A 20314-nucleotide genomic window follows, 5' to 3' on the forward strand; every position below is an offset into this window, starting at 1 on the left:
GTCTCCGCTCTTTGCGATTGCGTGGTTAATCAAGAACATAGCCATAGGAACCGCTGAAGTCCTGTTTGGCAACTTCCGCCGCGGCGCCGACCGAGGGCGTGCTCCCAGTGACCCGACCGAAGAGGAAGAGGTCACGCTCCGAAGGGATCGCCACGCGGTCCGTCGGCAGCGCGAGCACATCGCCCTGCACCGGGCTCACGAGGTGCGCCGTCACGATGATCACGAGCTCGGATTGGTCGCGCGTGAAGGAGGCGGAGCGGAAGAGTGACCCAAGGATCGGGATATCGCCCAGCCACGGCACCTGGCTGGTGATGTCGGTGAAGTCGTCTTCGAGCAGGCCCGCGATGGCGAAGCTCTCACCGTCGCGCATCTCCACGGTCGTGGAGGTCTCGCGGCGCGAGAAGGCGTCGATGGTGAAGGCGCCCGACGTGATCCCGTTCGAGCTGTCGATGGCACTCACGGCCGCGCGCATGGCGATATTGATCGTGTCGCCGTCCACGACCCGGGGCGTGAAGTTGAGCTCGATGCCGAAGGGCTTGTATTCAATGGAGATTTCGCCTTCGCCTTGGGCCACTGGCACCGGGTATTCGCCGCCGGCGAGGAAGGTGGCTTCCTGGCCCGAAAGCGCAACGAGGTTGGGCTCGGCGAGGGTGCGCACGAAGCCTTTGGTCTCCAGTGCCTCAAGCAGAATGTCGATGCGCAGGCTATCGATGTCGAAGCCGAAGATCGCCGCGCCCGCCGCGTTCGCGGCCTGGGCGAAGATGCTCACGAACTGGCCGTCTTCGTTCTGTGCGATGCCGCCGGTGCCGCCACCGGAGATGATGGAGCCTTCATCCTGGGCGACGAGGCCGCCGTCCAGGGATTTGGCCACCGAGCGGCTCATTTCGGCAAAGCGCACTTTCAACATGACCTGGTGATTGCCGCCCACGACCATGAGGTTGGACACCCGGCCCGGTGCGTAGCGCTGCGCGAGATCAAGGGCGCGATCCATCCGCGCGATGGAGCTCACTGCGCCCGAAAGGACGATGCCGTCATTGGCGGTGCGCACTTCGATGCCCTCGTTGGGCAGGATCTGCTGCAGACGCTCCTTGAATTCGGAGATGTCCGGCGCCACGCGAATTTCCACGTTGGTGATGAGCCGGCCATCGGGCCCGAGCAGCGTCAGGGACGTCCGCCCCGGGGCGCGGCCCAGCACATAGATCGTGCGATCCGACAGCGTGGAGATGTCCGCGATGTTGGGATCCGCGATCGTCAGCTCCGCGAAGGGCACGTCGCTTTCAACGACCACCGATCGGCTGATGGGCACGTTGAGCGCCGTCGTCGGCGCCCCGCGCATCACGCGCAGAGTTTCCGCCTCGACAGGGCTCGCAGGAGCCGAGAATGCAAGAGAAAGCCCCAGCGCTGCTGTGGCAAGAAGGGTCTTAAATGTCATGTGACCTGCCTCCGATCACGCCTCAAACTCACGGATCTTTCGCCCGCACTTTTACGAACCATGCCCTCAAATCGCTTTTGACGCAAGAATCAATGATTTGAGCGCCTTTCTTCGTGTTGGTTATGTGCAACAAAAAAGGCCCCCGAGGGGGCCTTTCATACGTCTTTTCCAAGATCAGTCGGTGCAGGGGATCGGCACTTCAACCACTTCCGCGCCGCGGCGGGTTCGGATCGAGCACGTCTCTTCGCGCTGCACTTCGACGACCTGTTCTTCCTCGACACCCAGAAGCAGGCGCTGGTTCACCTCGTCGGCGGAGGCGACCGTATCATCCCGCGCGCCCACGAGGGCGAGCGACAGGCGGCCGGAATTCTGGGCCTGTGCGAGGCGCGCGACCTGCTGCGGCGAGACCTGGGCGGTGACGGTGCGCGCCACGGCCACTTCTGCCTCGCTCGGCGTGGAGCTCTGGTCCACGGCGATGAGCTCGATGCCGGGCTCGATAAGGCGCGTGATTTCCTCGCCACGGCGCTGGGCCGTGCCGGGCGCCTGGCCAGACCAGAACACGTCGACCCGGTCGCCGGGGCGTAGGAAGCCGGACACGCCGGTCTGCGCATCCACACGGATGGTGAAGGCGCGCATGCCCGGTTGAAGAAGCGACGTCAGGCCAGCGCCCTCGCCGGGCTCGGTCACCTTGACGCCGAGAATGGGCTCACCGCGCTCGATGGAGCGCAGGGCAACCCGCAATTCGTTCGGGCCCTTGGAGAAGAACTCGTCGGGGGTCATGAACGCGCCCTCCGGCACGGCCGGCACGGGCCAGCGCATGACTGCGATGTGCTCTTCGGTGAGTTCGTCGCCGTACTGCACGCTCTCGCGGGCCACGATGAGATCGGTGAGGGGGACGTTCGATGCACGCTCGGCGGCGAGCGCGGCGCGGTGCTCAGAAATGTATCCCTGGGCCATGTAGACAGCGCCCCCGGCGAGGGCGATCCCTACGATTAGAACAAGTCCGAAAACCATACGCATGGCGTTACCCTCAATTCGTGTTCACGCCATTTGACGGCGTTTAAGACTACTCCGACTGCCACATGGCAGGAGATTCAGGCGAAATCGTGGTCATGGGGCGGAAATTCTGCGCGCGCGGGCCGCGGTGAGCGCTAGTTGGCCGCCTGAAGCGCGATGTCGGTCGCGGCCTCGCCGCTGCCGGGCAGGGCCAGCGCGGCGGCGCCGCCATCAAAGATCAGCGCGGCCGCGCCCGCGCCGAGTGCAATCAGCCCCAGCGCGAGCACGATCCAGTCCATGGAAAGGCTCAGGGCGCTTCCCTTCGGCTTCTGGTGGCGAAACATCGGCATCTTCATCTCCTTCGAAGCTCCGCACCCAGCCCCCCGGCCGTGGTAACTCGATCTGCGCCGTCCGTTTCGTGCGCAAAAATGTCAGAATGAGGGATTTGGTTCGGAAAACGTCGGGCTTTGCCGGGGCGCGCGTCGTCACGCCGAAATCAAAAAAGCCCCGGTCAGGACCAGGGCTCTCGGTGGGATCTGCGCGGCGGGTTTACCAGGGATTGAGGATGGTACCCGTCTCGATCTTGCTGCCGATGTCTTCGAGATGTGCGCTTGCCTCGCCACCGACGACACCGACGCCGTCTCCGAAGAATACAAAGATTGACAGGCAAAGGCCGATGAGTGCGGCGGTCAGAACGACCCAGTCAATGGTGACGGCTCCGTCTTCGTCCCGAAGAAACCGATGCATGAAGGGGGTAAGTCTCACGGGGCCACCTCGTAGTGCACAAATTACTAGGATCTTTGGGTCGCGCCCTGGGCGGGCGCGGCCATGGCTTTCAGTCTCGCATCACTCGTAGGGGGTGACGGTGTAGTCCGGCAGATCGGTCTGCACGTGGTCGGCAAACTCATGGACACCCTGGCGGATGTGAAGAAACATCTCCATGGCCAAGAAGGTGCAGAGCGTGAACAGGACGACCCATTCGACGGTCACTGCACCTTTTTGATCTTTCCAGAAGTTACCGAACACTCGGAACATCCCACTACACCCCGGCAGTGATTAGAACGAGTACTGGCGGATGGACATCGTGGACAGTTCAGCTTCGATGTCGTTGGAGATCACGCCCACGCCGTCGGAAACGGTGGTGAGGACTGCGATGCCCAGGCCGACGATGGCTGCGGTCAGCACGACCCAGTCGACGGTCACGGCGCCGTCTTCGTCGCGGCGGAATTTGTTGAGGAAGTTCATCATTGGTCTGATCCTTGCTCTGCGTTCGATTAGAACGAGTACTGGCGGATGGACATCGTGGACAGTTCTGCTTCGATGTCGTTGGAGATGACGCCCACACCGTCGGAAACGGTCGTGAGGACGGCGATGCCGAGGCCGACGATGGCGGCGGTCAGCACAACCCAGTCGACGGTCACTGCGCCGTCTTCGTCACGGCGGAATTTGTTGAAGAAGTTCATCATGGTCTTAGTCCCTCTCGAGGATGTTCGCTCTCTTTCACTCACCTCGGCGGGAAAACAGGGCGGCCTCTCTGTGCCCAAGCCCGTCGGGGTATGGCGGCATATGGCCTTTTGAATGGGGCGCGAATTAGGCAGCATTCGTGCAATTTTGCAGAAGTTAGCCGACCGCCACGCTTTTCTAATAAGCCACTGATTTCATGTATTAATTTTTATTTCCAGCGCGAGATTTTCGCGATTTTTGTCGACTGACAAAGCACCAATGCCCGTGTATTCGGAGCATTTAATCCGGATCGATTGCCGATGCTGGCGCGGCACTCCGAACTTTTGTAGACTTTGCCCAACAAGAAGAGGCGGAGCAGGACCTCGTGAGATGATGCATGGTTTTTCCAGCAGCCTCGCCCCATGGGCGCTGGGCCTCTGGTGCGCGTTTGCGGGCGCCTGCGCGGCGCAGGAGGCCGCCGATGCGTCGGAGGAGGCGAGCCCGCCCGCGTTTCGTGATTTCACCTTCAAGCGCGTGAAGCCCCCGGCCTCCGGAACCCGGAAGTTCATCACGGTGCAGATCGCGCCGAAGGCCGCGGCCCCGTCAGATACGGGGAGCGAGGCAGAGGCTGGCGCCACCCGTGCCGCGGCCGCGCCGGCGCCCTCACGCGCAAATGACGCCTATCCGTGGTTTTGGGAGGCGCATGCAACGGAGCGGAGCGCGGCCGAAGCCGGGCGGCTCTTCGAGGCGTTGGAGACCATTCAGGGCGCAGGCAACGCGCCAGCGCCGCGCCTCCAGTCACTTCAGACCATCGCCGATGCCTATGGCGCCACGATGCTGGGCTCCACCGTGGGAACGCGCGTTTCACCGGCGCTCGTGCTTGCCGTCATCTCCGTGGAGAGCGCCGGCGATGTCGACGCGGTGAGCCGCGCCGGTGCGCAGGGCCTCATGCAGCTCATGCCAGCCACCGCGGATCGGTTCGGCGTCACCGATGCGTTTGACGCCGCAGACAACATCAAGGGCGGCGTGGCTCTTCTCGACTATCTGATGGGTCTCTACGACGACGACCCGCTTCTCGTGCTCGCGGCCTACAATGCAGGAGAAGGCGCGGTGCGGGACCATGGCGGCGTGCCGCCCTATCCGGAGACGCGCAACTACATTCCGCGCGTACTGGCGGCCTATGACGTGGCGCGCGGCCTCTGCCAGACGCCGCCCCTGCTGCTCACCGACGGATGCGTCTTCGCGCGCGGGGAGGGATGACGTGGCAAAGGCACCGCTCTTTCTCGATGTCGATGGGACGTTCCTGAAGACCGACCTGCTCTTCGAGAGCTTCTGGGCTGGGCTCGGGCAGGCGCCGCTCGCGACCCTCGGCGCCGTGTTTAGCCATGGACGGGACCCGGCCGCGCTGAAGGCGGCACTGGCGGAGATCGCCACGCTCCGGCTCGACCTCATGCCGGTGCGCGAAGAGATCGCCGAGATCGCCGCCGATGCCCGCGCCGAGGGACACGACGTGGCGCTCGCCTCCGCATCTGATGCTCGGCTTGTGCAGGAATTGGCGCAGATCCACGGGTTTGACGCGGCGCTGGGCTCCGAGCCCGGGCGCAACCTGAAGGGCGTGGCCAAGGCGGCAGCGCTCGAGGAGGCGAGCGGCGGCTCAGGCTACATCTACGCCGGGGACAGCACCGCGGACCGTCCGGTCTGGGAGCGCGCGCAGGCGGCCATCGTCGTAGGCGACCCGGGAGGCGCGCGTAAGCGCCTCGCGGGGCAGGGTCACCCTTTGACCCCGATCGCGGGAGGTTGGTCTCCACGGGACCTCCTGCGCGCTCTGAGGCCCCACCAGTGGGTGAAGAACGTCCTTCTCCTCCTGCCCATGATCGCCGCGCATGAATTCGGGCTCTCGACGCTCCTCCTCGCGCTCCTGGGCATCGCGGCCTTCTCGGCGGCGGCCAGCGCGATCTACATCGTTAACGATCTTCTCGATCTCGAGGCGGACCGCCTCCACGTGAAGAAATGCAAGCGCCCCTTTGCCTCGGGTAAGGTCCCCATTTCCGTCGGCATGGCCACCTCGGCGGCCCTGATCCTCGTCGCGCTCGGCCTCGGGCTCTATCTTGGCGCGGCCTTCTTTGGCGTCGTGGCGCTCTACATGGCGCTGTCGCTCGCCTATTCGCTCACGCTCAAGCGCCTTCGATGGGTCGATATCGCGACGCTGGCGGCGCTCTACACGCTGCGCGTCGTGGCGGGGGCCGCGGCCACGCAGGTGGAGGCTTCGGCGATGATGCTGATCTTCATCTTTCCGATCTTCATCACGCTGGGCTGCGTGAAGCGTCTCACCGAGCTCACCCTGGCGACCTCGGACGAGCGTCTCCCCGGGCGCGGCTATGGCCGGCCTGATCGTGGAGACCTGCTCAACGTCTCGGCCCTCGGTTCAGTGGGCGCGCTTGTCGTCTTCTTCCTCTATACCTTCAGCGATCAGGCGCTTGCGCTTTATCCCACGCGCTGGATCCTCTGGATCGCCATGGTGCCGATGGCCGCCTGGCTCCTGCGCATGGTCGTGCTGGGCTATGGTGGCAAGCAGGATTACGATCCCATCGTCTTCGCCCTGCGGGACAAGATGGGCGTGGGGATCCTCCTCATCACGCTCTCGCTGATGTTCTACGCCGCGGGCCTCTGGAGCACCTGGTTCGGCCTCTGAGCCGCGCCGACCCAGGCAAGGCACCGCAGCGCCTAGATGGAGAGCTTCTTGAAGATGGGCTCGGGGACGAGGCGGATGATGGTCATGATGATGAACCAGAACCCGGGCGTATAGATCACGTTCCGCTTCTTCTCCACGGCCTTCAGGATATCGGTCGCGACCTTCTCCGGCGGGGCCACGAGAAACATGCCCTCCACGTTCCAGGTCATGGCGGTATCGACGAAGCCGGGCTTCACCGTCACGACGTGCCCGCCCGCGCGGGTGAGGCGGTTGCGCAGGCCGCTCAGATAGGTGTGAAAGCCTGCCTTGGCCGCGCCGTAGACGTAATTGCCCACGCGGCCCCGGTCTCCGGCCACGGAGCCCACGCCCACGACTGTGCCGCCGCCCCTGTCCTCGATCTCCGGGGCCAGCATCTGGAGGAGCCGTGCGGGGCCGCTGAAGCTGTCGATCACCGTGCCATCGATGAGCGCGGGGTCGGCGTCGATGGCGCTCTGTGGTGGCATGGAGCCTACGAAGACGGCGGCGTTGAGCATGCCCTCCTCGGCGGTCATGGCGTCGATCAGGGCTGGAAAGGTCGCCGGGTTCCGCGCATCGAAGGTCATCGGCTTTGCCATGCGGGCACCGCGGGCCACGGCGTCTGCAGCCGTGGCTTCCATATCGGCCATATCGCGACCGGCGAGGATCAGGCCCGCCCCTTGGTCGGCAAGGGCGCGGGTGAGCGCGCGGGCCATGGAAGATGTGGCCCCGAGGATGAGCCAGGTGTCTTGCGTCATGGCGCGCTCCTCAATTCGAGCCTTCGCACGAGGTCGGTGAGGAGGGCGCCCTCCGGATCTGCCGTGGCGGCTTCCTGCGCCCAGGTCTCCCGCCCGGGATACATGGCATGGATGCTGGCAGGTGCCGCGACCGCGTCCTTGGCGAGGTATATGCGGCCACCGGCCTCGAGCGTCGCGGCCTCGAGCTCTGTCAAAAGTGCCCCCGCGCGGCCCTTGGCCGGAATATCGACCGCCAGCGTGTAGCCTTCCGTGGGAAAGGACATGAGGCCCGTTCCACCCGGACCCAGCCGTTTGAGCACGGCCAAAGGCGAGGCGCGGCCGGAGCGGGCCACGGTCTCGAGCATTCCGCGCAAGGCACCGACCTCGGCGAGCGGGACAACGCATTGAAACTGGTGAAAGCCCGCCTTGCCGTAGAGCCTGTTCCAGTCGTGAATGCGGTCGAGCGGAAAGAAGAAATCCTCGAAGCGGCGTCTCACGGTGCGCCCCGTGGGCGGCACCCGGCGGAAATAGGCGGCATTGAATGCGCGCACGACCGGGGATGAGAGGGCAAAGCCCGGCGCGTTGATGGGGACGGACCGTGGTTTCCCGGCCTTGGGCGGGCTGCCTTCGGCGACCTCCGCCTCCTCCAGAATACCACGGCCAAGCGCGCTTCCTCGCGCGGTCGCATCGATCCAGCCCACGCAATAGGACGCGGAGGAGCCGTCGAGCTCGGCGATGAACTCGTCCCAGCCGCTCATGCGGCGCTCGCTGACGCGCATCACACCGCCATCGATGGCGGAGAGCTGAATGCGCGCGGAGAGAATGACCCCGGTTTGCCCGAGGCCACCCACGGTGGCGTTGAAGACCGCGCTGCCTGGCGTGATCGACGTGACCGTCTCGCCCTGCCGCAGCTCGATCTCCGTCACATGGGCGCCGAAGCTGCCCGCGTGGTGGTGGTTCTTGCCGTGGACGTCCATCGCGATCGCGCCGCCCACTGTGGCAAAGCCCGTGCCCGGCATGACTGGCAGGAGCCAGCCGCGGGGTGCGAAGGTCCGTACGAGATCGGCCATGGTCGCGCCGGCCTCGACGTGAAGGAGCCCGGTGAGCGGGTCGAAATCGAGGATGCGGTCGAGGCGCGAGAGATCGATGACGCGGCCCGCATCGTTGAGGCAGGCATCGCCGTAGGAACGACGGTTTCCGATGGCGGGGGCAGCTTCGAGAGAAAGGAGCGCGCTGCGGCGCTCAGGACGGGCGAGTTCGCCCGTGGCGCTGAGGGCGCGGCCCCAGCCTGTATAAGTGTCAGTGCGCCAGACCATCGCGAGCTTTCTGTGCCTTTCGTTCGGCCAAGGGGAAGACGAGCACGCCGATGCCGATGGCAAACCAGAGCGTGGTCAGCCGGATCACGGCCGTGGCGGCCACGGCGACATCGAGGGGCACGTCTTCGAGCGTGAGGAGAGCGACCATGGCGGCCTCGGCGCCGCCGATCCCGCCCGGCGCGCCGGTGAGGCCGCCTGCAAGGGTCGCGAAAAGGAAGATGGAGACCGCCGTCCAGAATGGGAGCGGCGCGCCCATCCAGACAAGGAGCAGGTGGAAGGCCCAGCCCTCCGCGAGCCATCCCAGCACCGAAAGGATGCCGGCGAGAAGGATGACGCGGGACGTCGAAAAGACGGCGATGGAGCGCGCGGAGCTGCGCACGCGGGCCATGAGCCGCGGGAAGCGGCCCGTCAGACGGTAGGCACCGCTCACGAGCGCGGAGAGGAGCGAGGGCCGCGTGGCGATGATGGCTGCGCAAACGGAGGCGAGGGCGATGGAGAGCGCGAGACCCGTGCCCATGGTCGAAAGCGCAACCGCCACGGCGAGCATGGCGCCCATCGCCGCGAGATCCGCGGCGCGGTCCACCAGCGCGAGGGGCGCGGTGCGCTCAAAGCTCCAGTCGGCCTCTGCCTTGAGCCAGCGCATGCGGATGAGCTCCCCCACGCGGCCCGGCGTGACCGTCATGGCAAAGCCGCCGAAATAGTGCCGGACGTTTGTGCCGAGGGAAGTGGGCACGCCCAGCTCTCGCGCGAAGAGATCCCAACGCACGGCGCGCATGGCGTAGTTGCCGACGCTCAGGAGCAAGAGAAAGAGGACGGCCTGCAGCGAGAGCTTTGCCAGCTGGGAGAGCGTCGCATCCCATCCGGTGGCCGAGGCCAGCCCGACGAGCCCGAGCACCACCATCCCGAGGAGGGCGGCCATCAATGCTTTGTCAATCCACGCCTTGCGGCGACGGCCTGCCATGTCGGTACTGCTCATTGTCATTGCCTCCGCCGGTAGCCCTTAATTGGGGCAAGATTGTGGAGTTGTGCCGAAAGTCGAAACAATAAGCCGTGACGCGCTGAAGCACTTTCCGCCCGCGACGATGCCAGAGGAAACTGGTTTTGCGCGCCTCGGGAGAGGTCATGCAAGGCGCGTGCCTTGGCCGGGGCCGCGGGCTAGACCTGGAACACGTCCGCCCAATCGGAGTGTTTGCGGCGCTCGGCATTCACGAAGGGGCAGAGCGGCACCACCTTGAAGCCCTTGTCCCGGGCGTCGGCCACGAGATGCTCCACGAGCGCGCGCCCGGCGCCCGTGCCGCGCATGGTATCGGGGACGCCCGTATGATCGACGATGCGCAGCGCTTCCGAGGCGATGGAGAAGGTCATCTCCGCCTCGCCTTCCTCCGTGCGCAGGACGTAGCGCCCTTTCTTGCCGTCAATTTCTTCCGTGATCATGGGGCTTTACTCCGCTCGGGTGGTCGCGCCGCCAGAAGGCGCTAGCCTCTGGCACCCCACGTAGGGTTCGGCGCATGTCCGCGCAAGCGAGGAGACCAGCCTTGGAAGCAGACGAGACCTTCGCCGCGCATGTCGCGCGGCACCGCTGGCCGCTCCTCATCATGACGGGCCTCGTCGTGGTGACTCTCTTTTCGTGCATCCTCATGCTTTCGACGACCTCGCTCTTGGCCAAGCCGGAGCTCACGTCGGGCGCGCACATCCCGCCGGGAACCGAACAGCGCGCCGACCGTTAATCCGCTCCAGAAGGAGAAGACCATGGCCTCAGCTGACAGCGAGACCGATCAGACTGCGTCGCGCAATTTCGGTGCGCTCGGGGGCATCGCGGTGTTGGCCGTCTTCGCTGCCGCGCTTTTCACGGCCTACCATTACTATGCTGAGGCCTCGGGCGATGTGCCCGATGACCCCAACAATCCCATCACGCTCAGGCAGTGAGCGTCGTCGCGACGATCAGAGGATCGTCGCCTCCGTGGCCGTGCGCAGCTCGTCTTCCGAGACGCCCTCGGCCAGCTCCACGATCTTTAGACCACCCTCCACCACATCGAGCACGCCGAGATTGGTGATGATGCGGTCGACCACGCCCGCGCCCGTGAGCGGCAGGGTGCATTCCTTCAGCACCTTGGAGACACCGGCCTTGTTCTGGTGATCCATGACGACGATGACGCGGCCCACGCCAGCAACGAGGTCCATGGCCCCGCCCATGCCTTTCACGAGCTTGCCGGGGATCATCCAATTCGCCAGATCGCCGTTCTCGGCCACCTCCATGGCGCCGAGGATCGCGGCGGCGATCTTGCCGCCCCGGATCATGCCGAAGGACGTCGCGCTGTCGAAATAAGCCGTGCGGCGCAGCTCCGTGATCGTCTGCTTGCCTGCGTTGATGAGGTCCGGGTCCTCCTCTCCCTCGAAGGGGAAGGGGCCCATCCCGAGCATCCCGTTCTCGGATTGGAGCGTGATGTCCTTGTCGCCCACGTAATTCGCCACGAGCGTCGGGATGCCGATCCCGAGATTGACGTACATCCCGTCTTCGAGCTCTTCGGCGGCCCGTGCGGCCATCTGATTGCGATCCCAGGGCATTAGACGGCCTCCTTCGCACGCGTGGTGCGCTGTTCGATGCGCTTCTCGTGGGTGCCCTGGATCAGGCGGTTCACGTAGATGCCGGGCAGGTGGATCGCATCGGGATCGAGCGATCCAGTCGGCACGATCTCCTCGACCTCCATGATGCAGACCTTGCCGCACATGGCCGCGGGCGGATTGAAGTTCCGCGCGGTCTTGCGGAAGACGGCATTGCCCGTTTCGTCAGCCTTCCAGGCCTTCACGATGGAGAGGTCCGCGAAGAGCCCGGTTTCCATGATGTGGGTTTCCATCTCGCCGTCGCGATTGGGGAAGTCTTTGTGCTCCTTGCCCTCAGCGATGACAGTGCCCACACCCGTTTTGGTGTAGAAGCCCGGGATGCCGCAGCCGGCCGCGCGCATCCGCTCGGCCAGCGTGCCCTGCGGGTTGAACTCGAGCTCGAGCTCGCCCGAGAGGTACTGTTCCATGAAGGTGGCATTCTCGCCCACGTAGGAGGAGATCATCTTCTTCACCTGCCGCGTCTGGAGGAGGATCCCGATGCCGAAATCGTCCACGCCCGCGTTGTTTGAGGCGAAGGTGAGGTCCTTCGTGCCCGCCTCCTTGATGGCGCCGAGCAGGAGCTCCGGGATTCCACACAGGCCGAAACCGCCCGCTGCGATGAACATTCCGTCAAACAAAAGCCCGTCCAGAGCCTCCGCCGCGGACCCGTAGATTTTCTTCATGAATAGTCCCTTCGAGGTGTGGCGGCAGCCTGCAAGCGAGGCCGGGGAGAGTCAATTCGCTGCGCCTGCACAATCAGGCTTTGATCTCCTGGATCGCCGTGAAGCCCTCGAAGGCGGGCGGGCCGTCGTAGAGCGCCTTGCGGCTTCCGGCGCCCTTGTGTGCCGCGCGGAAGCTTTCGGAGCGCGTCCAGTTCAGGAATGCCTCTTCATCTGCCCAGACGGTATGCGAGGCGTAGAGCGTGATCCCGTCTTTCGACGGCCCGCGCAGCATGTGGAATTCCACGAAGCCGGGCTCGTTCCTGAGGAAGCTGTCGCGGTTGAGCCAGACCTCCTCGAACTCCGCCTCGGAGCCCTCGATCACGCGAAATCTGTTCATGGCGATATACATGGGCCTCTCCTCAGAGCACGAGATTGTTATCGTCCTCTTCTTCCCGGCTCTCATCATGGGTGGCAAGGGCGATCCCGAAGGAGAGGATCCCGATCCGCCCCGCCGTCATCAAGACGATGATGATGAGCTTGCCGAGATCGCTCAGCTCGCCTGTGAGGCCCATGGAGAGCCCCACCGTCCCCATGGCCGAGGCGGCCTCGAAGAGCAGCGGCTCAAGAGGTTGCCCCACCTCCGTGAGCGAGAGCGCCACGAGCGCGACCGTCAGCATCCCGAAATAGAACGCGAAGGAGGCCGTGGCGGTCTGGAGCTTGTCATTCGGGACCCGGCGCTTGGCGAAGCGGACGCAGTCGCGGCCCTTGAGCGTGCTCTTCACGAGCCCCACGAGCGCGGCAAAGCAGGTGCTCTTGAGGCCGCCGCCCGTGCCCGCGGGAGAGGCGCCGAAGACCATCAGGAAGGTGATGATGAGGATCACGCCGAGCGAGAGCGGACCGATGGGATGCGTGTTGAAACCCACCGTCGTCGTCGCCGTCATCGTCTGGAAGAACGCGGCAAGGAGCCTCTCCGTCTGCGGCAGGTCGCGCAGCGTGGGCTCGGCCACGAAGATGAAAGCCGTGCCCGCCACGAGGAACCAGAAGGTCACCCGCAGGATCACCTTGGAATAAAATCCCAGATGATTCGCCCGCCCGATGAGCATCCGCCAGCCATCAACCACGATGAGAAAGCCCATGGCCCCTAGAAGCGAGAGCGCCGAGATCACGAGGCTTATGCCGGCATGGTCGCGAAACGCTTCGAGCGAGGTGGCAAAGAGCGAAAAGCCCGCCGTGCAGAAGGCCGAGACCGCGTGGAAGATCGCGGCCCAGAGCGGGTCTTCCACGCCTTGGGCGGCGAACATCGGGAATAGGACTGCCGCACCGATCACCTCCACCACGAGCGTGAAGAGGATGACCGAGCGCAAGAAAAGCCGGGCGGAAATATCCTCGGGCAGATTGAAGGCCGCGCGCGCCGTCTTCTCCCGCACGCCCGAAAGCCTGTTCTGCACGGCCAGGACAGCAAAGGAGCCGATAGTCATGTAGCCCAGCCCGCCGAGCTGGATGAGGAGGAGGATGACGATCTCGCCGGCCAGCGTGAAGCTCGTGCCAGGATCGACGGTCACGAGCCCGGTGGTGGAGACGGCGGATGTCGCGATGAAAAGCGCGTCGAGCGCGGAGACTGCCTGCGCCTGCATGGGCGGCAGGGCGAGGAGGGCCCAACCGAGCAGGATGTAGGAGACATAGCCAAAAAGCAGGAGCTTGGCCGGATGCGATCGAAGAAGCCCGATCCGCGCGCCCGCGATGGCGCGTTTCCACATCGTGTCTGTGGTTTCCATGGGAAGCCCTCAAGAGACGCACGGTAAACGCCGTGCGCCCTGTCCGGTTCCCCTAGCCCTTGCGGAAGAGCGCCCCCAGCGCGCCATAGACAATGCCGATCACCGCGGCCACCAACGCCCATCCTACCGCCGAGCCGAGAATGGCCCCAGCCGATCCGCCAAGGTCGTTGAGCGCGTTCGGCCTGAGGGAGAAGAGCCGGATCGCGCCCACGATGAGACCGAGGACGAATCCGATGAGGGCGAAACGGCGCGCGTACTTTACGATCATGCTTTCTTCTTCGCTGCGGGCTTCTTCTTCGCGGGGGCCTTCTTCTTGGTGACCTTCTTGCCCGATTTCGCGGCGCGTTCGGCGATGAGGTCCACCGCCTGTGCCACGGTCAGGTCGTCGATCTCCACCGTGTCGGGGATGGTGGCGTTGATCTTTTCCCACTTCACGTAAGGCCCGTACTTGCCCTTGAAGACATTGATCGGCCCGCCCGCCTCCGGGTGCTCGCCCAGCTCGCGCACGGGTGTAGCGGCCTGCCCGCGTTTGCCCCGCTTTGGCTTCGAGGCGATGACCTCGACAGCACGGTTCATGCCGATCTCCCAGACATCGTCGATCGTCTCGAGGTTGGCGTTCACGCCGCCGCGGTCGGAGATGGACTCGGCGTATTTCAGATAGGGCCCGTAGCGGCCGATATTGGCCCAGATCGGCACGCCGTCCTCGGGATGAGGGCCGATGAGGCGGGGGAGGCTGAGAAGCTTGAGCGCCTCCTCCAGCGTGAGCCCCTCTGGCGACCAGCCCTTCGGCACCCCCTGCCGCGGTGGTTTCTCGTCTCCGTTTTGCTCGCCGCGCTGCACGTAGGGGCCGAAGCGGCCCTTGAAGACGCGGATCTCATCGCCTGCATCGTGGCCCAGAAGCTTGCCCTCCGGCGGGATGGAAGCGGCGGCCTCCTCCTCCGATTGCGGAGGGCCAAAGGGCCGCGTGTAGCGGCATTCGGGATAATTCGAACAGCCGATGAAGGCACCGCCTGACCGCGCCGTGCGCATGGAGAGCCGGCCTTCCCCGCAATTCGGGCAAAGCCGCGGGTCGCCGCCACCGGGCAGCGGCGGGAAGATGTGCGGCGCGAGCTCTTCGTTGATCTTCTCGAGCACCTCAGTGATCGACTGATCCATGGCCTCGCCGATGGCGAGCGAAAAGTCCTTCCAGAAGCGGTCGAGCACGTCTTTCCACTCGCGGGAGCCCGCGGAGACGTCGTCGAGCTCTTCCTCGAGCGAGCCGGTGAAATCGTAATCCACGTAGCGGCGGAAGAAGTTCGTCAGGAAGGCCGTGACGAGGCGGCCTTTATCCTCGGGAAAGAGGCGGCCCTTGTCCTTGCGGACATATTCGCGGTCCTGGATCGTGGTGACGATGGAGGCGTAGGTGGAGGGGCGCCCGATGCCGAGCTCTTCCATGCGCTTGACGAGCGTGGCCTCGGTGTAGCGCGGCGGGGGCTGTGTGAAGCTCTGGGAGGCGAGAACGCCCTCATCGGCGCTCATGACAGCGGATTTCGTCAGCAACATGCCGTCGGAGGCATCGTCGACAACGCCGTCATCCTCCTTCTCCGCCTTCTCGAATGCCTCGCGGTAGGAGCCCTTGATCGGGGCGGCATCCCCCTCCGCGATCTGTGGCAGGCGCTTGTCGTCCTCGTCCTCGACGTCGTCGCGGCCTTCTTCGTAGACCTTGAGGAAACCGTCGAAGATCACGACCTGGCCGGTGGCGCGCAATTCCACCTGGCCGTCAGCGCTGCCCACGGTCACGGTGGTCCGTTCCATCCGCGCGCCCGCCATCTGGGAGGCCAGCGTCCGCTTCCAGATGAGATCGTAGAGCTTGCGCTGGTCCTCGTCGGTGACGCGGAGCTCATCTGGAGCGCGCGACATCTCCGTGGGGCGCACGCATTCATGGGCCTCCTGCGCGTTCTTGGCCTTGTTCTTGTAGGTGCGCGCCTTCTCGGGGACGTAGCTCGCACCGTAGCGATCCTTGATGGCATTCCGGGCATCGGCCACGGCCTCGGGCGCCATGTCGATACCGTCGGTCCGCATGTAGGTGATGTAGCCCGCTTCGTAGAGGCGCTGGGCGAGGTTCATCGTCTGCCGCGCGCCGTAGCCGAACTTGCGGGAGGCCTCTTGCTGGAGCGTGGAGGTCATGAAGGGTGGGGCAGGGTTGCGGCTGGTGGGCTTCGCCTCGACCTGCGTCACCGAGAGCTTGCGCGAGGTGACGGCCTGCACGGCAAGCTCGGCGGCGGCGCGATTCTCGATGTCGAAGCGTTCGAGCTTCTTGCCGCCCAGGGTGACGAGGCGCGCCTCGTAGCTCTGGCCGCGCGGCGTCTCGAGCTGCGCGCGCACGCCCCAGTACTCCACGGGGCGGAAGGCCTCGATCTCCATCTCGCGCTCGACGATGAGGCGCAGGCAGACGGATTGCACGCGGCCCGCTGACTTCGCGCCGGGAAGGCGGCGCCACAGGACGGGCGAGAGCTTGAAGCCCACGAGGTAGTCGAGCGCGCGGCGCGCGAGGTAGGCCTCCACGAGCTCCATGTCGACTTCGCGCGGCTGCTTCATGGCCTCGGTCACGGCCCGCTCGGTGATGGCGTTGAAGACGACGCGTTTGACGGGCGTGTCCTTCTTTAGCGCGCGGCGTTTGCGCAGCGCCTCCTCGAGGTGCCAGGAGATCGCCTCGCCTTCGCGATCGGGGTCGGTCGCGAGGATGAGCTCACCGTCCTCGGCAAGGGCATCGGCGATGGCTTTGACGTGCTTTTTCGAGTCGCTCGCGACCTCCCAAAGCATCTCAAACCCGTTCTCCGGATCCACGGACCCGTCTTTCGGGGGCAGGTCGCGCACGTGGCCGTAGGAGGCAAGGACGGTGAAGTCCTTTCCCAAATACTTGTTGATTGTCTTGGCCTTAGCGGGGGACTCAACGACGACAACGGCCATGCGGGAGGCGCTTTCCTACTGCGAACTACGGTGAGCGGAACATGGTTAGGGCGCGGGGATTGTCAATCGACCATCTGCTGCGGGGGCGCGTCTCAGCTCGATTTCAGCGCGAGAAGCCCGCCCGTTTGCCGCTCGATCTGGCCCTCCATTTCCAGCTCCAGCAGAGCGGAGGAGATCGCCGCGGGCGCGGCGGCGACCGTGCGGATGAGCTGATCCTCGGCGAGGGGGGAGGGTCCGAGTTCTGCGAGGAGCCGCGCGTGGATGGCTGCCGTCTCACGCAGCGGGCGTTTCGGCGCTGGCGGGGGCTCGAGCGGGAGGCGCGGGGCGACAGACGGGACCTCGAGCGCGTCGAGAACGTCGGCGGCATGGCGGACGAGCGTGGCCCCGTCGCGCAGCAGTCGCAGGCAACCTCCGGCGCGGGCATCGAAGGGATGACCGGGCACGGCCATGACTTCTCGCCCGTAATCGAGCGCGATCTCTGCGGTGATGAGTGATCCGGAGCGGGCTGCGGCTTCCACGACGATGAGCGCGCGCGCAATGCCCGCGATGATGCGATTGCGCCGGGGGAAGTGCCTTGCCTGCGGCTGCGTGCCGAAGGGCATCTCCGAGACAACGAGGCCACGCTCGGCGATCTCGCCCAAAAGCTGCGTGTTTTCGGCGGGGTAGGGCACGTCGATCCCGCCAGCGACGACGGCGATGGTGCCCGTGTCGAGGGCGGCGCTGTGTGCTTGCGCGTCCACGCCGCGCGCAAGGCCCGAGACGATGCAGAGGCCCGCAGCGCCCAGATCCGCGCTGAGCCTGCGGGCGGTCCGTGTACCCAGCGAGGAGGCATTGCGCGCGCCGACGAGGCCCACCGGCTGCGCAGCATCAGGATAGAGTGGCCCGCGGGCCCAGAGAAGCGGCGGCGCGTCCGGGACCTCCGCCAAAAGCCTCGGATAGCCCGCCTGACCATGCCAGAGGGCACGCGCGCCCGCCTTCGCGGCCCGCGCCATCTCCGCGCGCGCGACACCTTCGGGGCAGGGCTCGTAGTCCTCGATTCCGGCGGCGCGCGCGACCTCAGGCAGCGCGGCAAAGGCCGCTGCGGGAGACCCGTTTTCCTTGAGCAATCTGTGGAAGGTCGCCGGTCCCACACGGTGGGAGCGCAAGAGGCGGAGACAGATCAGAGCATCTTCTTCCGAGATGGGTGGGATTGGGGGGTGAGCGGAAGAAAATTCCTGTGGTTTCATCCCTGGCTCCGCCAACTTGCATCTTCAGAGCTACGGGATTTGGGTTAACGCAAAGTAAACCCACGCCAGCACGCGGCCAAAAAGATAAGAGTGCCTGAAGAAAACGCGGCAAGTATGAGTATTTCTTGATCCATGGCAGCCTCGGCTCCGCCCCACAAAGCGTAAGCCACGATGCTCGAGATGCCGAATCCTCCGAACCAGAGCGCCCGCACGGGCGCCGCGGCGGTATGGTCGCGCGGTCCTGCGGCCGGGCGCAGGAAGAGCCACAACACCAGCGCGACAAGAACAGCAAGCGCCGCAAGAAAGACAGGAAATGCCAGGCCCTGGACGACGCCAATCGCGGCGCAGGCCGCAAGGGCGCCCCAGGCCGCCCAGGCGGGAAGGCGCGCGACGTCGCGCTCCCAGGCCGCCCATGCAAGCGCGCCGAGGGCAACGAGGGGCGTGTAGATGAGGCAAAGCCGCGCGAACTCGCCGAGGGTCATGTTGAGCGCCTCGGCGCTGTCCCCCGTGGTCCAAAGAGCCCATGTCCCCGCTGCGAGCCCGGCGGGCAAAAGGAGCGCGGGAAGGGCCCAACCGGGCCTGTCCGTCCGCAGGAGGCGCGGCAGGAGCCAGAGGCCCAGCATGACATCCACGGGCGCGTGCCAGGCCAGCGAGGTCCAGACGAAGGAGACCGGCGGGCCCTCGTAGACGGCAGGGACCACGACACCCTCGGTGACCCAGCCGACGATGCCGCCGGCGAGCACCGCCTGCCACCAATGCGTCAGCGTCCGAAGCCGCGCGAGCGCGAGGAAGGCCGCGGCGGGGATGAGATAAAAGCCCCACATGGCAAGAACCTGCCCGGGCCAGCCGGGCGCGAGCGCGGCCTGTGCTGGCCCCTCGTTGACGAAAACGTACTCGGACCAGCCGAGAAGCGCCCCGGCGGTCGCCACCCAGAGCGCGAGAAGCCTCACACCTGGCTGCCACCGACGGTGAGCCCGCCGATCATGAGAGAGGGCTGGCCCACGCCCACCGGCACCCACTGGCCCGCCTTGCCGCAATTGCCGATACCGGGATCGAGGGCGAAGTCATTGCCGATGCCGCGGATATGCTTGAGAGCGGTGGCCCCGTCGCCGATGAGCGTGGCGCCTTTCACCGGCGCGCCCACCTGGCCGTTTTTTACGCGGTAGGCCTCGGTGCAGGAGAAGACGAACTTGCCATTGGTGATATCCACCTGTCCGCCGCCGAAGCCCACGGCGTATATGCCGTCCTTCAGGTCGGCGACCATGGAGGCGGGGTCCGCGTCTCCGGCGAGCATGTAGGTGTTGGTCATGCGCGGCATGGGGATATGGGCATAGCTTTCGCGGCGGCCATTGCCCGTGGGTGCCACGCCCATGAGGCGCGCGTTCTGGCGGTCCTGCATGTAGCTCACGAGCACGCCGTCCTCGATCAGCACGTTCTTTGCGCTGGGCGTGCCTTCGTCGTCGAAGGTGATAGAGCCGCGGCGGTCGGGCATGGTGCCGTCATCGAGCACGGTGACACCCTTGGCCGCCACCTCTTGGCCCATGAGGCCCGCGAAGGCCGACGTGCCCTTGCGGTTGAAATCGCCTTCGAGCCCGTGGCCGACGGCCTCGTGGAGGAGGATGCCGGGCCAGCCGGAGCCGAGGACCACGTCCATCACACCGGCGGGGGCCGCCTCGGCGCGCAGATTGACGAGGGCGATGCGGAGGGCCTCGTCCACCGCGCTTTTCCAATGCGTGGGCTCCAGAAGCCCCGTGAGCCCAAACCGCCCGCCCGCGCCGGAGGTCCCGCTCTCGCGCCGGCCGTCCCCATCCACGATAATCGACACGTTGAGGCGCGCCATCGGGCGGATATCGGCGAAGCGCGCGCCATCGGGGCGGAGGATCTCGACCTCCTGCAGGGAGGCCGACAGCGACGCCGAGACCTGCACCACCCGGGCGTCCAGCCCGCGGGCATAGGCATCGATCTCGCGGAGCGTGTCCACTTTCACCGGAAATTCGGCATCGGCCATGGGATCGGTGTCCGCGTAAAGCTTGGTATTGGTGTGCTGCGGCGCCTCCGCGAGCGTGCCGCCGCCGTCTCCCACGGCGAGGCGTGCGGTGGCGGAAGCCCGTGAGATGGCGGCCTCGGAGATCTCGGAGGCATGGGCATAGCCCGCCGTCTCGCCGCGCACGGCACGCAGGCCGAAGCCCTCTGCAGCGTTGTAATTCGACGTCCGCAGTCGCCCGTCATCGAAGACGAGCGTCTCCGAGCGACGGCGCTCTAGGAAAAGCTCGCCGTCATCAGCGCCATCGGTCGCGGCCTTCAGCTGGGTCAGTGCGCCCGCCTCGGAGAGATGGGTCTCGAACGGGCGAAATGGGGCATGGGACATGGCGGCTCCTAGTGTGACGCTGGGGCAAGGCAAGCGTGTAAGCGCGGTTTTGACGCGGGTCCTGCGTCCTACCGCGCATTGCGAGGTCACCCCGACATATGG

Annotated in this window: 24 protein-coding genes; 4 read left to right on the forward strand and 20 right to left on the reverse strand. The window is 65.7% G+C overall.

Annotation, left to right across the window (positions count from 1 at the left end; translation table 11 throughout):
- Nucleotides 1-25: 25 nt before the first annotated feature.
- From AAFM92_00725 to AAFM92_00755, 7 genes are all read right to left on the reverse strand, one after another.
- A complete protein-coding gene (locus tag AAFM92_00725) occupies nucleotides 26-1432 on the reverse strand; it encodes a type II and III secretion system protein family protein (GenBank protein MEL7298881.1) in 1407 nt (468 codons plus the stop codon).
- A gap of 174 nt (nucleotides 1433-1606) precedes the next feature.
- Nucleotides 1607-2452 carry a Flp pilus assembly protein CpaB gene (gene cpaB / locus AAFM92_00730; protein ID MEL7298882.1) on the reverse strand — a complete coding sequence of 282 codons (846 nt, stop codon included), beginning with the start codon at nucleotides 2450-2452 and terminating at the stop codon, nucleotides 1607-1609.
- Between the two features lie 131 nt (nucleotides 2453-2583).
- Nucleotides 2584-2778 carry a hypothetical protein gene (locus AAFM92_00735; protein MEL7298883.1) on the reverse strand — a complete coding sequence of 65 codons (195 nt, stop codon included), beginning with the start codon at nucleotides 2776-2778 and terminating at the stop codon, nucleotides 2584-2586.
- A gap of 199 nt (nucleotides 2779-2977) precedes the next feature.
- A complete protein-coding gene (locus tag AAFM92_00740; protein ID MEL7298884.1) occupies nucleotides 2978-3193 on the reverse strand; it encodes a hypothetical protein in 216 nt (71 codons plus the stop codon).
- Nucleotides 3194-3274: 81 nt separating this feature from the next.
- The gene (locus tag AAFM92_00745) at nucleotides 3275-3418 is read right to left on the reverse strand and encodes a hypothetical protein (GenBank protein ID MEL7298885.1); all 144 of its coding nucleotides are present in this window, start codon (nucleotides 3416-3418) and stop codon (nucleotides 3275-3277) included.
- Between the two features lie 66 nt (nucleotides 3419-3484).
- Complete coding sequence (locus AAFM92_00750; protein ID MEL7298886.1) at nucleotides 3485-3676, reverse strand: hypothetical protein; 192 nt, start codon at nucleotides 3674-3676, stop codon at nucleotides 3485-3487.
- A gap of 26 nt (nucleotides 3677-3702) precedes the next feature.
- Nucleotides 3703-3894 carry a hypothetical protein gene (locus AAFM92_00755; protein MEL7298887.1) on the reverse strand — a complete coding sequence of 64 codons (192 nt, stop codon included), beginning with the start codon at nucleotides 3892-3894 and terminating at the stop codon, nucleotides 3703-3705.
- A gap of 367 nt (nucleotides 3895-4261) precedes the next feature.
- Between AAFM92_00755 and AAFM92_00760 the strand changes: the two genes are divergently transcribed.
- Together AAFM92_00760 and AAFM92_00765 are read left to right on the forward strand one after the other, a co-directional pair.
- Nucleotides 4262-5131: a lytic transglycosylase domain-containing protein gene (locus AAFM92_00760; protein ID MEL7298888.1), complete on the forward strand. Its 870-nt coding sequence runs from the start codon at nucleotides 4262-4264 to the stop codon at nucleotides 5129-5131.
- A gap of 1 nt (nucleotide 5132) precedes the next feature.
- Nucleotides 5133-6563 (forward strand): UbiA family prenyltransferase, encoded by a 1431-nt coding sequence (locus AAFM92_00765; GenBank protein MEL7298889.1) that lies wholly within the window; start codon nucleotides 5133-5135, stop codon nucleotides 6561-6563.
- 32 nt (nucleotides 6564-6595) lie between these two features.
- On the opposite strand, the gene AAFM92_00770 is transcribed toward AAFM92_00765, so the two are convergent.
- The 4 genes from AAFM92_00770 to AAFM92_00785 form a co-directional block, all read right to left on the reverse strand.
- Complete coding sequence (locus AAFM92_00770) at nucleotides 6596-7336, reverse strand: SDR family NAD(P)-dependent oxidoreductase (GenBank protein ID MEL7298890.1); 741 nt, start codon at nucleotides 7334-7336, stop codon at nucleotides 6596-6598.
- Nucleotides 7333-8631: an FAD-binding oxidoreductase gene (locus tag AAFM92_00775; GenBank protein ID MEL7298891.1), complete on the reverse strand. Its 1299-nt coding sequence runs from the start codon at nucleotides 8629-8631 to the stop codon at nucleotides 7333-7335. Before AAFM92_00775 ends, AAFM92_00770 begins: the two co-directional genes overlap by 4 nt.
- Nucleotides 8615-9550 (reverse strand): lysylphosphatidylglycerol synthase transmembrane domain-containing protein, encoded by a 936-nt coding sequence (locus AAFM92_00780; GenBank protein MEL7298892.1) that lies wholly within the window; start codon nucleotides 9548-9550, stop codon nucleotides 8615-8617. Before AAFM92_00780 ends, AAFM92_00775 begins: the two co-directional genes overlap by 17 nt.
- Nucleotides 9551-9786: 236 nt before the next feature.
- Nucleotides 9787-10065 carry a GNAT family N-acetyltransferase gene (locus tag AAFM92_00785; protein ID MEL7298893.1) on the reverse strand — a complete coding sequence of 93 codons (279 nt, stop codon included), beginning with the start codon at nucleotides 10063-10065 and terminating at the stop codon, nucleotides 9787-9789.
- A 101-nt stretch (nucleotides 10066-10166) separates the two neighbouring features.
- Here AAFM92_00785 and AAFM92_00790 point away from each other — a divergent pair, with 101 nt between their 5' ends.
- Together AAFM92_00790 and AAFM92_00795 are read left to right on the forward strand one after the other, a co-directional pair.
- Nucleotides 10167-10358, forward strand: a complete 192-nt coding sequence (locus tag AAFM92_00790) for a hypothetical protein (GenBank protein ID MEL7298894.1) — start codon at nucleotides 10167-10169, stop codon at nucleotides 10356-10358.
- 22 nt (nucleotides 10359-10380) lie between these two features.
- Nucleotides 10381-10557 carry a hypothetical protein gene (locus AAFM92_00795; GenBank protein MEL7298895.1) on the forward strand — a complete coding sequence of 59 codons (177 nt, stop codon included), beginning with the start codon at nucleotides 10381-10383 and terminating at the stop codon, nucleotides 10555-10557.
- 15 nt (nucleotides 10558-10572) lie between these two features.
- Here the strand turns inward: AAFM92_00795 and AAFM92_00800 are convergent, their stop codons facing one another.
- The 9 genes from AAFM92_00800 to tldD form a co-directional block, all read right to left on the reverse strand.
- Nucleotides 10573-11196 (reverse strand): 3-oxoacid CoA-transferase subunit B, encoded by a 624-nt coding sequence (locus tag AAFM92_00800; GenBank protein ID MEL7298896.1) that lies wholly within the window; start codon nucleotides 11194-11196, stop codon nucleotides 10573-10575.
- Nucleotides 11196-11915, reverse strand: coding sequence for a CoA transferase subunit A (locus AAFM92_00805; GenBank protein MEL7298897.1), 720 nt, complete (start codon nucleotides 11913-11915; stop codon nucleotides 11196-11198). The genes AAFM92_00800 and AAFM92_00805 overlap by 1 nt, the downstream gene beginning before the upstream one ends.
- Before the next feature lie 73 nt (nucleotides 11916-11988).
- On the reverse strand, nucleotides 11989-12303 hold the full coding sequence (locus AAFM92_00810) for an antibiotic biosynthesis monooxygenase (GenBank protein ID MEL7298898.1): 315 nt from the start codon (nucleotides 12301-12303) through the stop codon (nucleotides 11989-11991).
- A gap of 10 nt (nucleotides 12304-12313) precedes the next feature.
- Nucleotides 12314-13669 (reverse strand): potassium transporter TrkG, encoded by a 1356-nt coding sequence (locus AAFM92_00815; GenBank protein MEL7298899.1) that lies wholly within the window; start codon nucleotides 13667-13669, stop codon nucleotides 12314-12316.
- Between the two features lie 52 nt (nucleotides 13670-13721).
- Nucleotides 13722-13937, reverse strand: coding sequence for a hypothetical protein (locus AAFM92_00820; GenBank protein ID MEL7298900.1), 216 nt, complete (start codon nucleotides 13935-13937; stop codon nucleotides 13722-13724).
- Nucleotides 13934-16618, reverse strand: a complete 2685-nt coding sequence (gene topA, locus AAFM92_00825; protein ID MEL7298901.1) for a type I DNA topoisomerase — start codon at nucleotides 16616-16618, stop codon at nucleotides 13934-13936. Before topA ends, AAFM92_00820 begins: the two co-directional genes overlap by 4 nt.
- Nucleotides 16619-16710: 92 nt before the next feature.
- Nucleotides 16711-17844 carry a DNA-processing protein DprA gene (gene dprA / locus AAFM92_00830; protein ID MEL7298902.1) on the reverse strand — a complete coding sequence of 378 codons (1134 nt, stop codon included), beginning with the start codon at nucleotides 17842-17844 and terminating at the stop codon, nucleotides 16711-16713.
- A 44-nt stretch (nucleotides 17845-17888) separates the two neighbouring features.
- On the reverse strand, nucleotides 17889-18794 hold the full coding sequence (locus tag AAFM92_00835) for a hypothetical protein (protein ID MEL7298903.1): 906 nt from the start codon (nucleotides 18792-18794) through the stop codon (nucleotides 17889-17891).
- Nucleotides 18791-20212 (reverse strand): metalloprotease TldD, encoded by a 1422-nt coding sequence (gene tldD, locus AAFM92_00840; GenBank protein MEL7298904.1) that lies wholly within the window; start codon nucleotides 20210-20212, stop codon nucleotides 18791-18793. Before tldD ends, AAFM92_00835 begins: the two co-directional genes overlap by 4 nt.
- Nucleotides 20213-20314: the final 102 nt, after the last annotated feature.

Source organism: Pseudomonadota bacterium, from assembly GCA_038533575.1.
GTDB lineage: Bacteria > Pseudomonadota > Alphaproteobacteria > Rhodobacterales > Rhodobacteraceae > Shimia_B.

What these genes read in the sequence shown, in the direction of transcription:
- AAFM92_00725 (MEL7298881.1), bottom strand. Translation starts at nt 1,432, where the DNA reads ATGACATTTAAGACCCTTCTTGCCACAGCAGCGCTGGGGCTTTCTCTT.
- cpaB (MEL7298882.1), bottom strand. Translation starts at nt 2,452, where the DNA reads ATGCGTATGGTTTTCGGACTTGTTCTAATCGTAGGGATCGCCCTCGCC.
- AAFM92_00735 (MEL7298883.1), bottom strand. Translation starts at nt 2,778, where the DNA reads ATGCCGATGTTTCGCCACCAGAAGCCGAAGGGAAGCGCCCTGAGCCTT.
- AAFM92_00750 (MEL7298886.1), bottom strand. Translation starts at nt 3,676, where the DNA reads ATGATGAACTTCCTCAACAAATTCCGCCGCGACGAAGACGGCGCCGTG.
- AAFM92_00755 (MEL7298887.1), bottom strand. Translation starts at nt 3,894, where the DNA reads ATGATGAACTTCTTCAACAAATTCCGCCGTGACGAAGACGGCGCAGTG.
- AAFM92_00760 (MEL7298888.1), top strand. Translation starts at nt 4,262, where the DNA reads ATGATGCATGGTTTTTCCAGCAGCCTCGCCCCATGGGCGCTGGGCCTC.
- AAFM92_00770 (MEL7298890.1), bottom strand. Translation starts at nt 7,336, where the DNA reads ATGACGCAAGACACCTGGCTCATCCTCGGGGCCACATCTTCCATGGCC.
- AAFM92_00775 (MEL7298891.1), bottom strand. Translation starts at nt 8,631, where the DNA reads ATGGTCTGGCGCACTGACACTTATACAGGCTGGGGCCGCGCCCTCAGC.
- AAFM92_00780 (MEL7298892.1), bottom strand. Translation starts at nt 9,550, where the DNA reads ATGGCCGCCCTCCTCGGGATGGTGGTGCTCGGGCTCGTCGGGCTGGCC.
- AAFM92_00785 (MEL7298893.1), bottom strand. Translation starts at nt 10,065, where the DNA reads ATGATCACGGAAGAAATTGACGGCAAGAAAGGGCGCTACGTCCTGCGC.
- AAFM92_00795 (MEL7298895.1), top strand. Translation starts at nt 10,381, where the DNA reads ATGGCCTCAGCTGACAGCGAGACCGATCAGACTGCGTCGCGCAATTTC.
- AAFM92_00800 (MEL7298896.1), bottom strand. Translation starts at nt 11,196, where the DNA reads ATGCCCTGGGATCGCAATCAGATGGCCGCACGGGCCGCCGAAGAGCTC.
- AAFM92_00805 (MEL7298897.1), bottom strand. Translation starts at nt 11,915, where the DNA reads ATGAAGAAAATCTACGGGTCCGCGGCGGAGGCTCTGGACGGGCTTTTG.
- AAFM92_00810 (MEL7298898.1), bottom strand. Translation starts at nt 12,303, where the DNA reads ATGTATATCGCCATGAACAGATTTCGCGTGATCGAGGGCTCCGAGGCG.
- AAFM92_00815 (MEL7298899.1), bottom strand. Translation starts at nt 13,669, where the DNA reads ATGGAAACCACAGACACGATGTGGAAACGCGCCATCGCGGGCGCGCGG.
- AAFM92_00820 (MEL7298900.1), bottom strand. Translation starts at nt 13,937, where the DNA reads ATGATCGTAAAGTACGCGCGCCGTTTCGCCCTCATCGGATTCGTCCTC.
- topA (MEL7298901.1), bottom strand. Translation starts at nt 16,618, where the DNA reads ATGGCCGTTGTCGTCGTTGAGTCCCCCGCTAAGGCCAAGACAATCAAC.
- dprA (MEL7298902.1), bottom strand. Translation starts at nt 17,844, where the DNA reads ATGAAACCACAGGAATTTTCTTCCGCTCACCCCCCAATCCCACCCATC.
- tldD (MEL7298904.1), bottom strand. Translation starts at nt 20,212, where the DNA reads ATGTCCCATGCCCCATTTCGCCCGTTCGAGACCCATCTCTCCGAGGCG.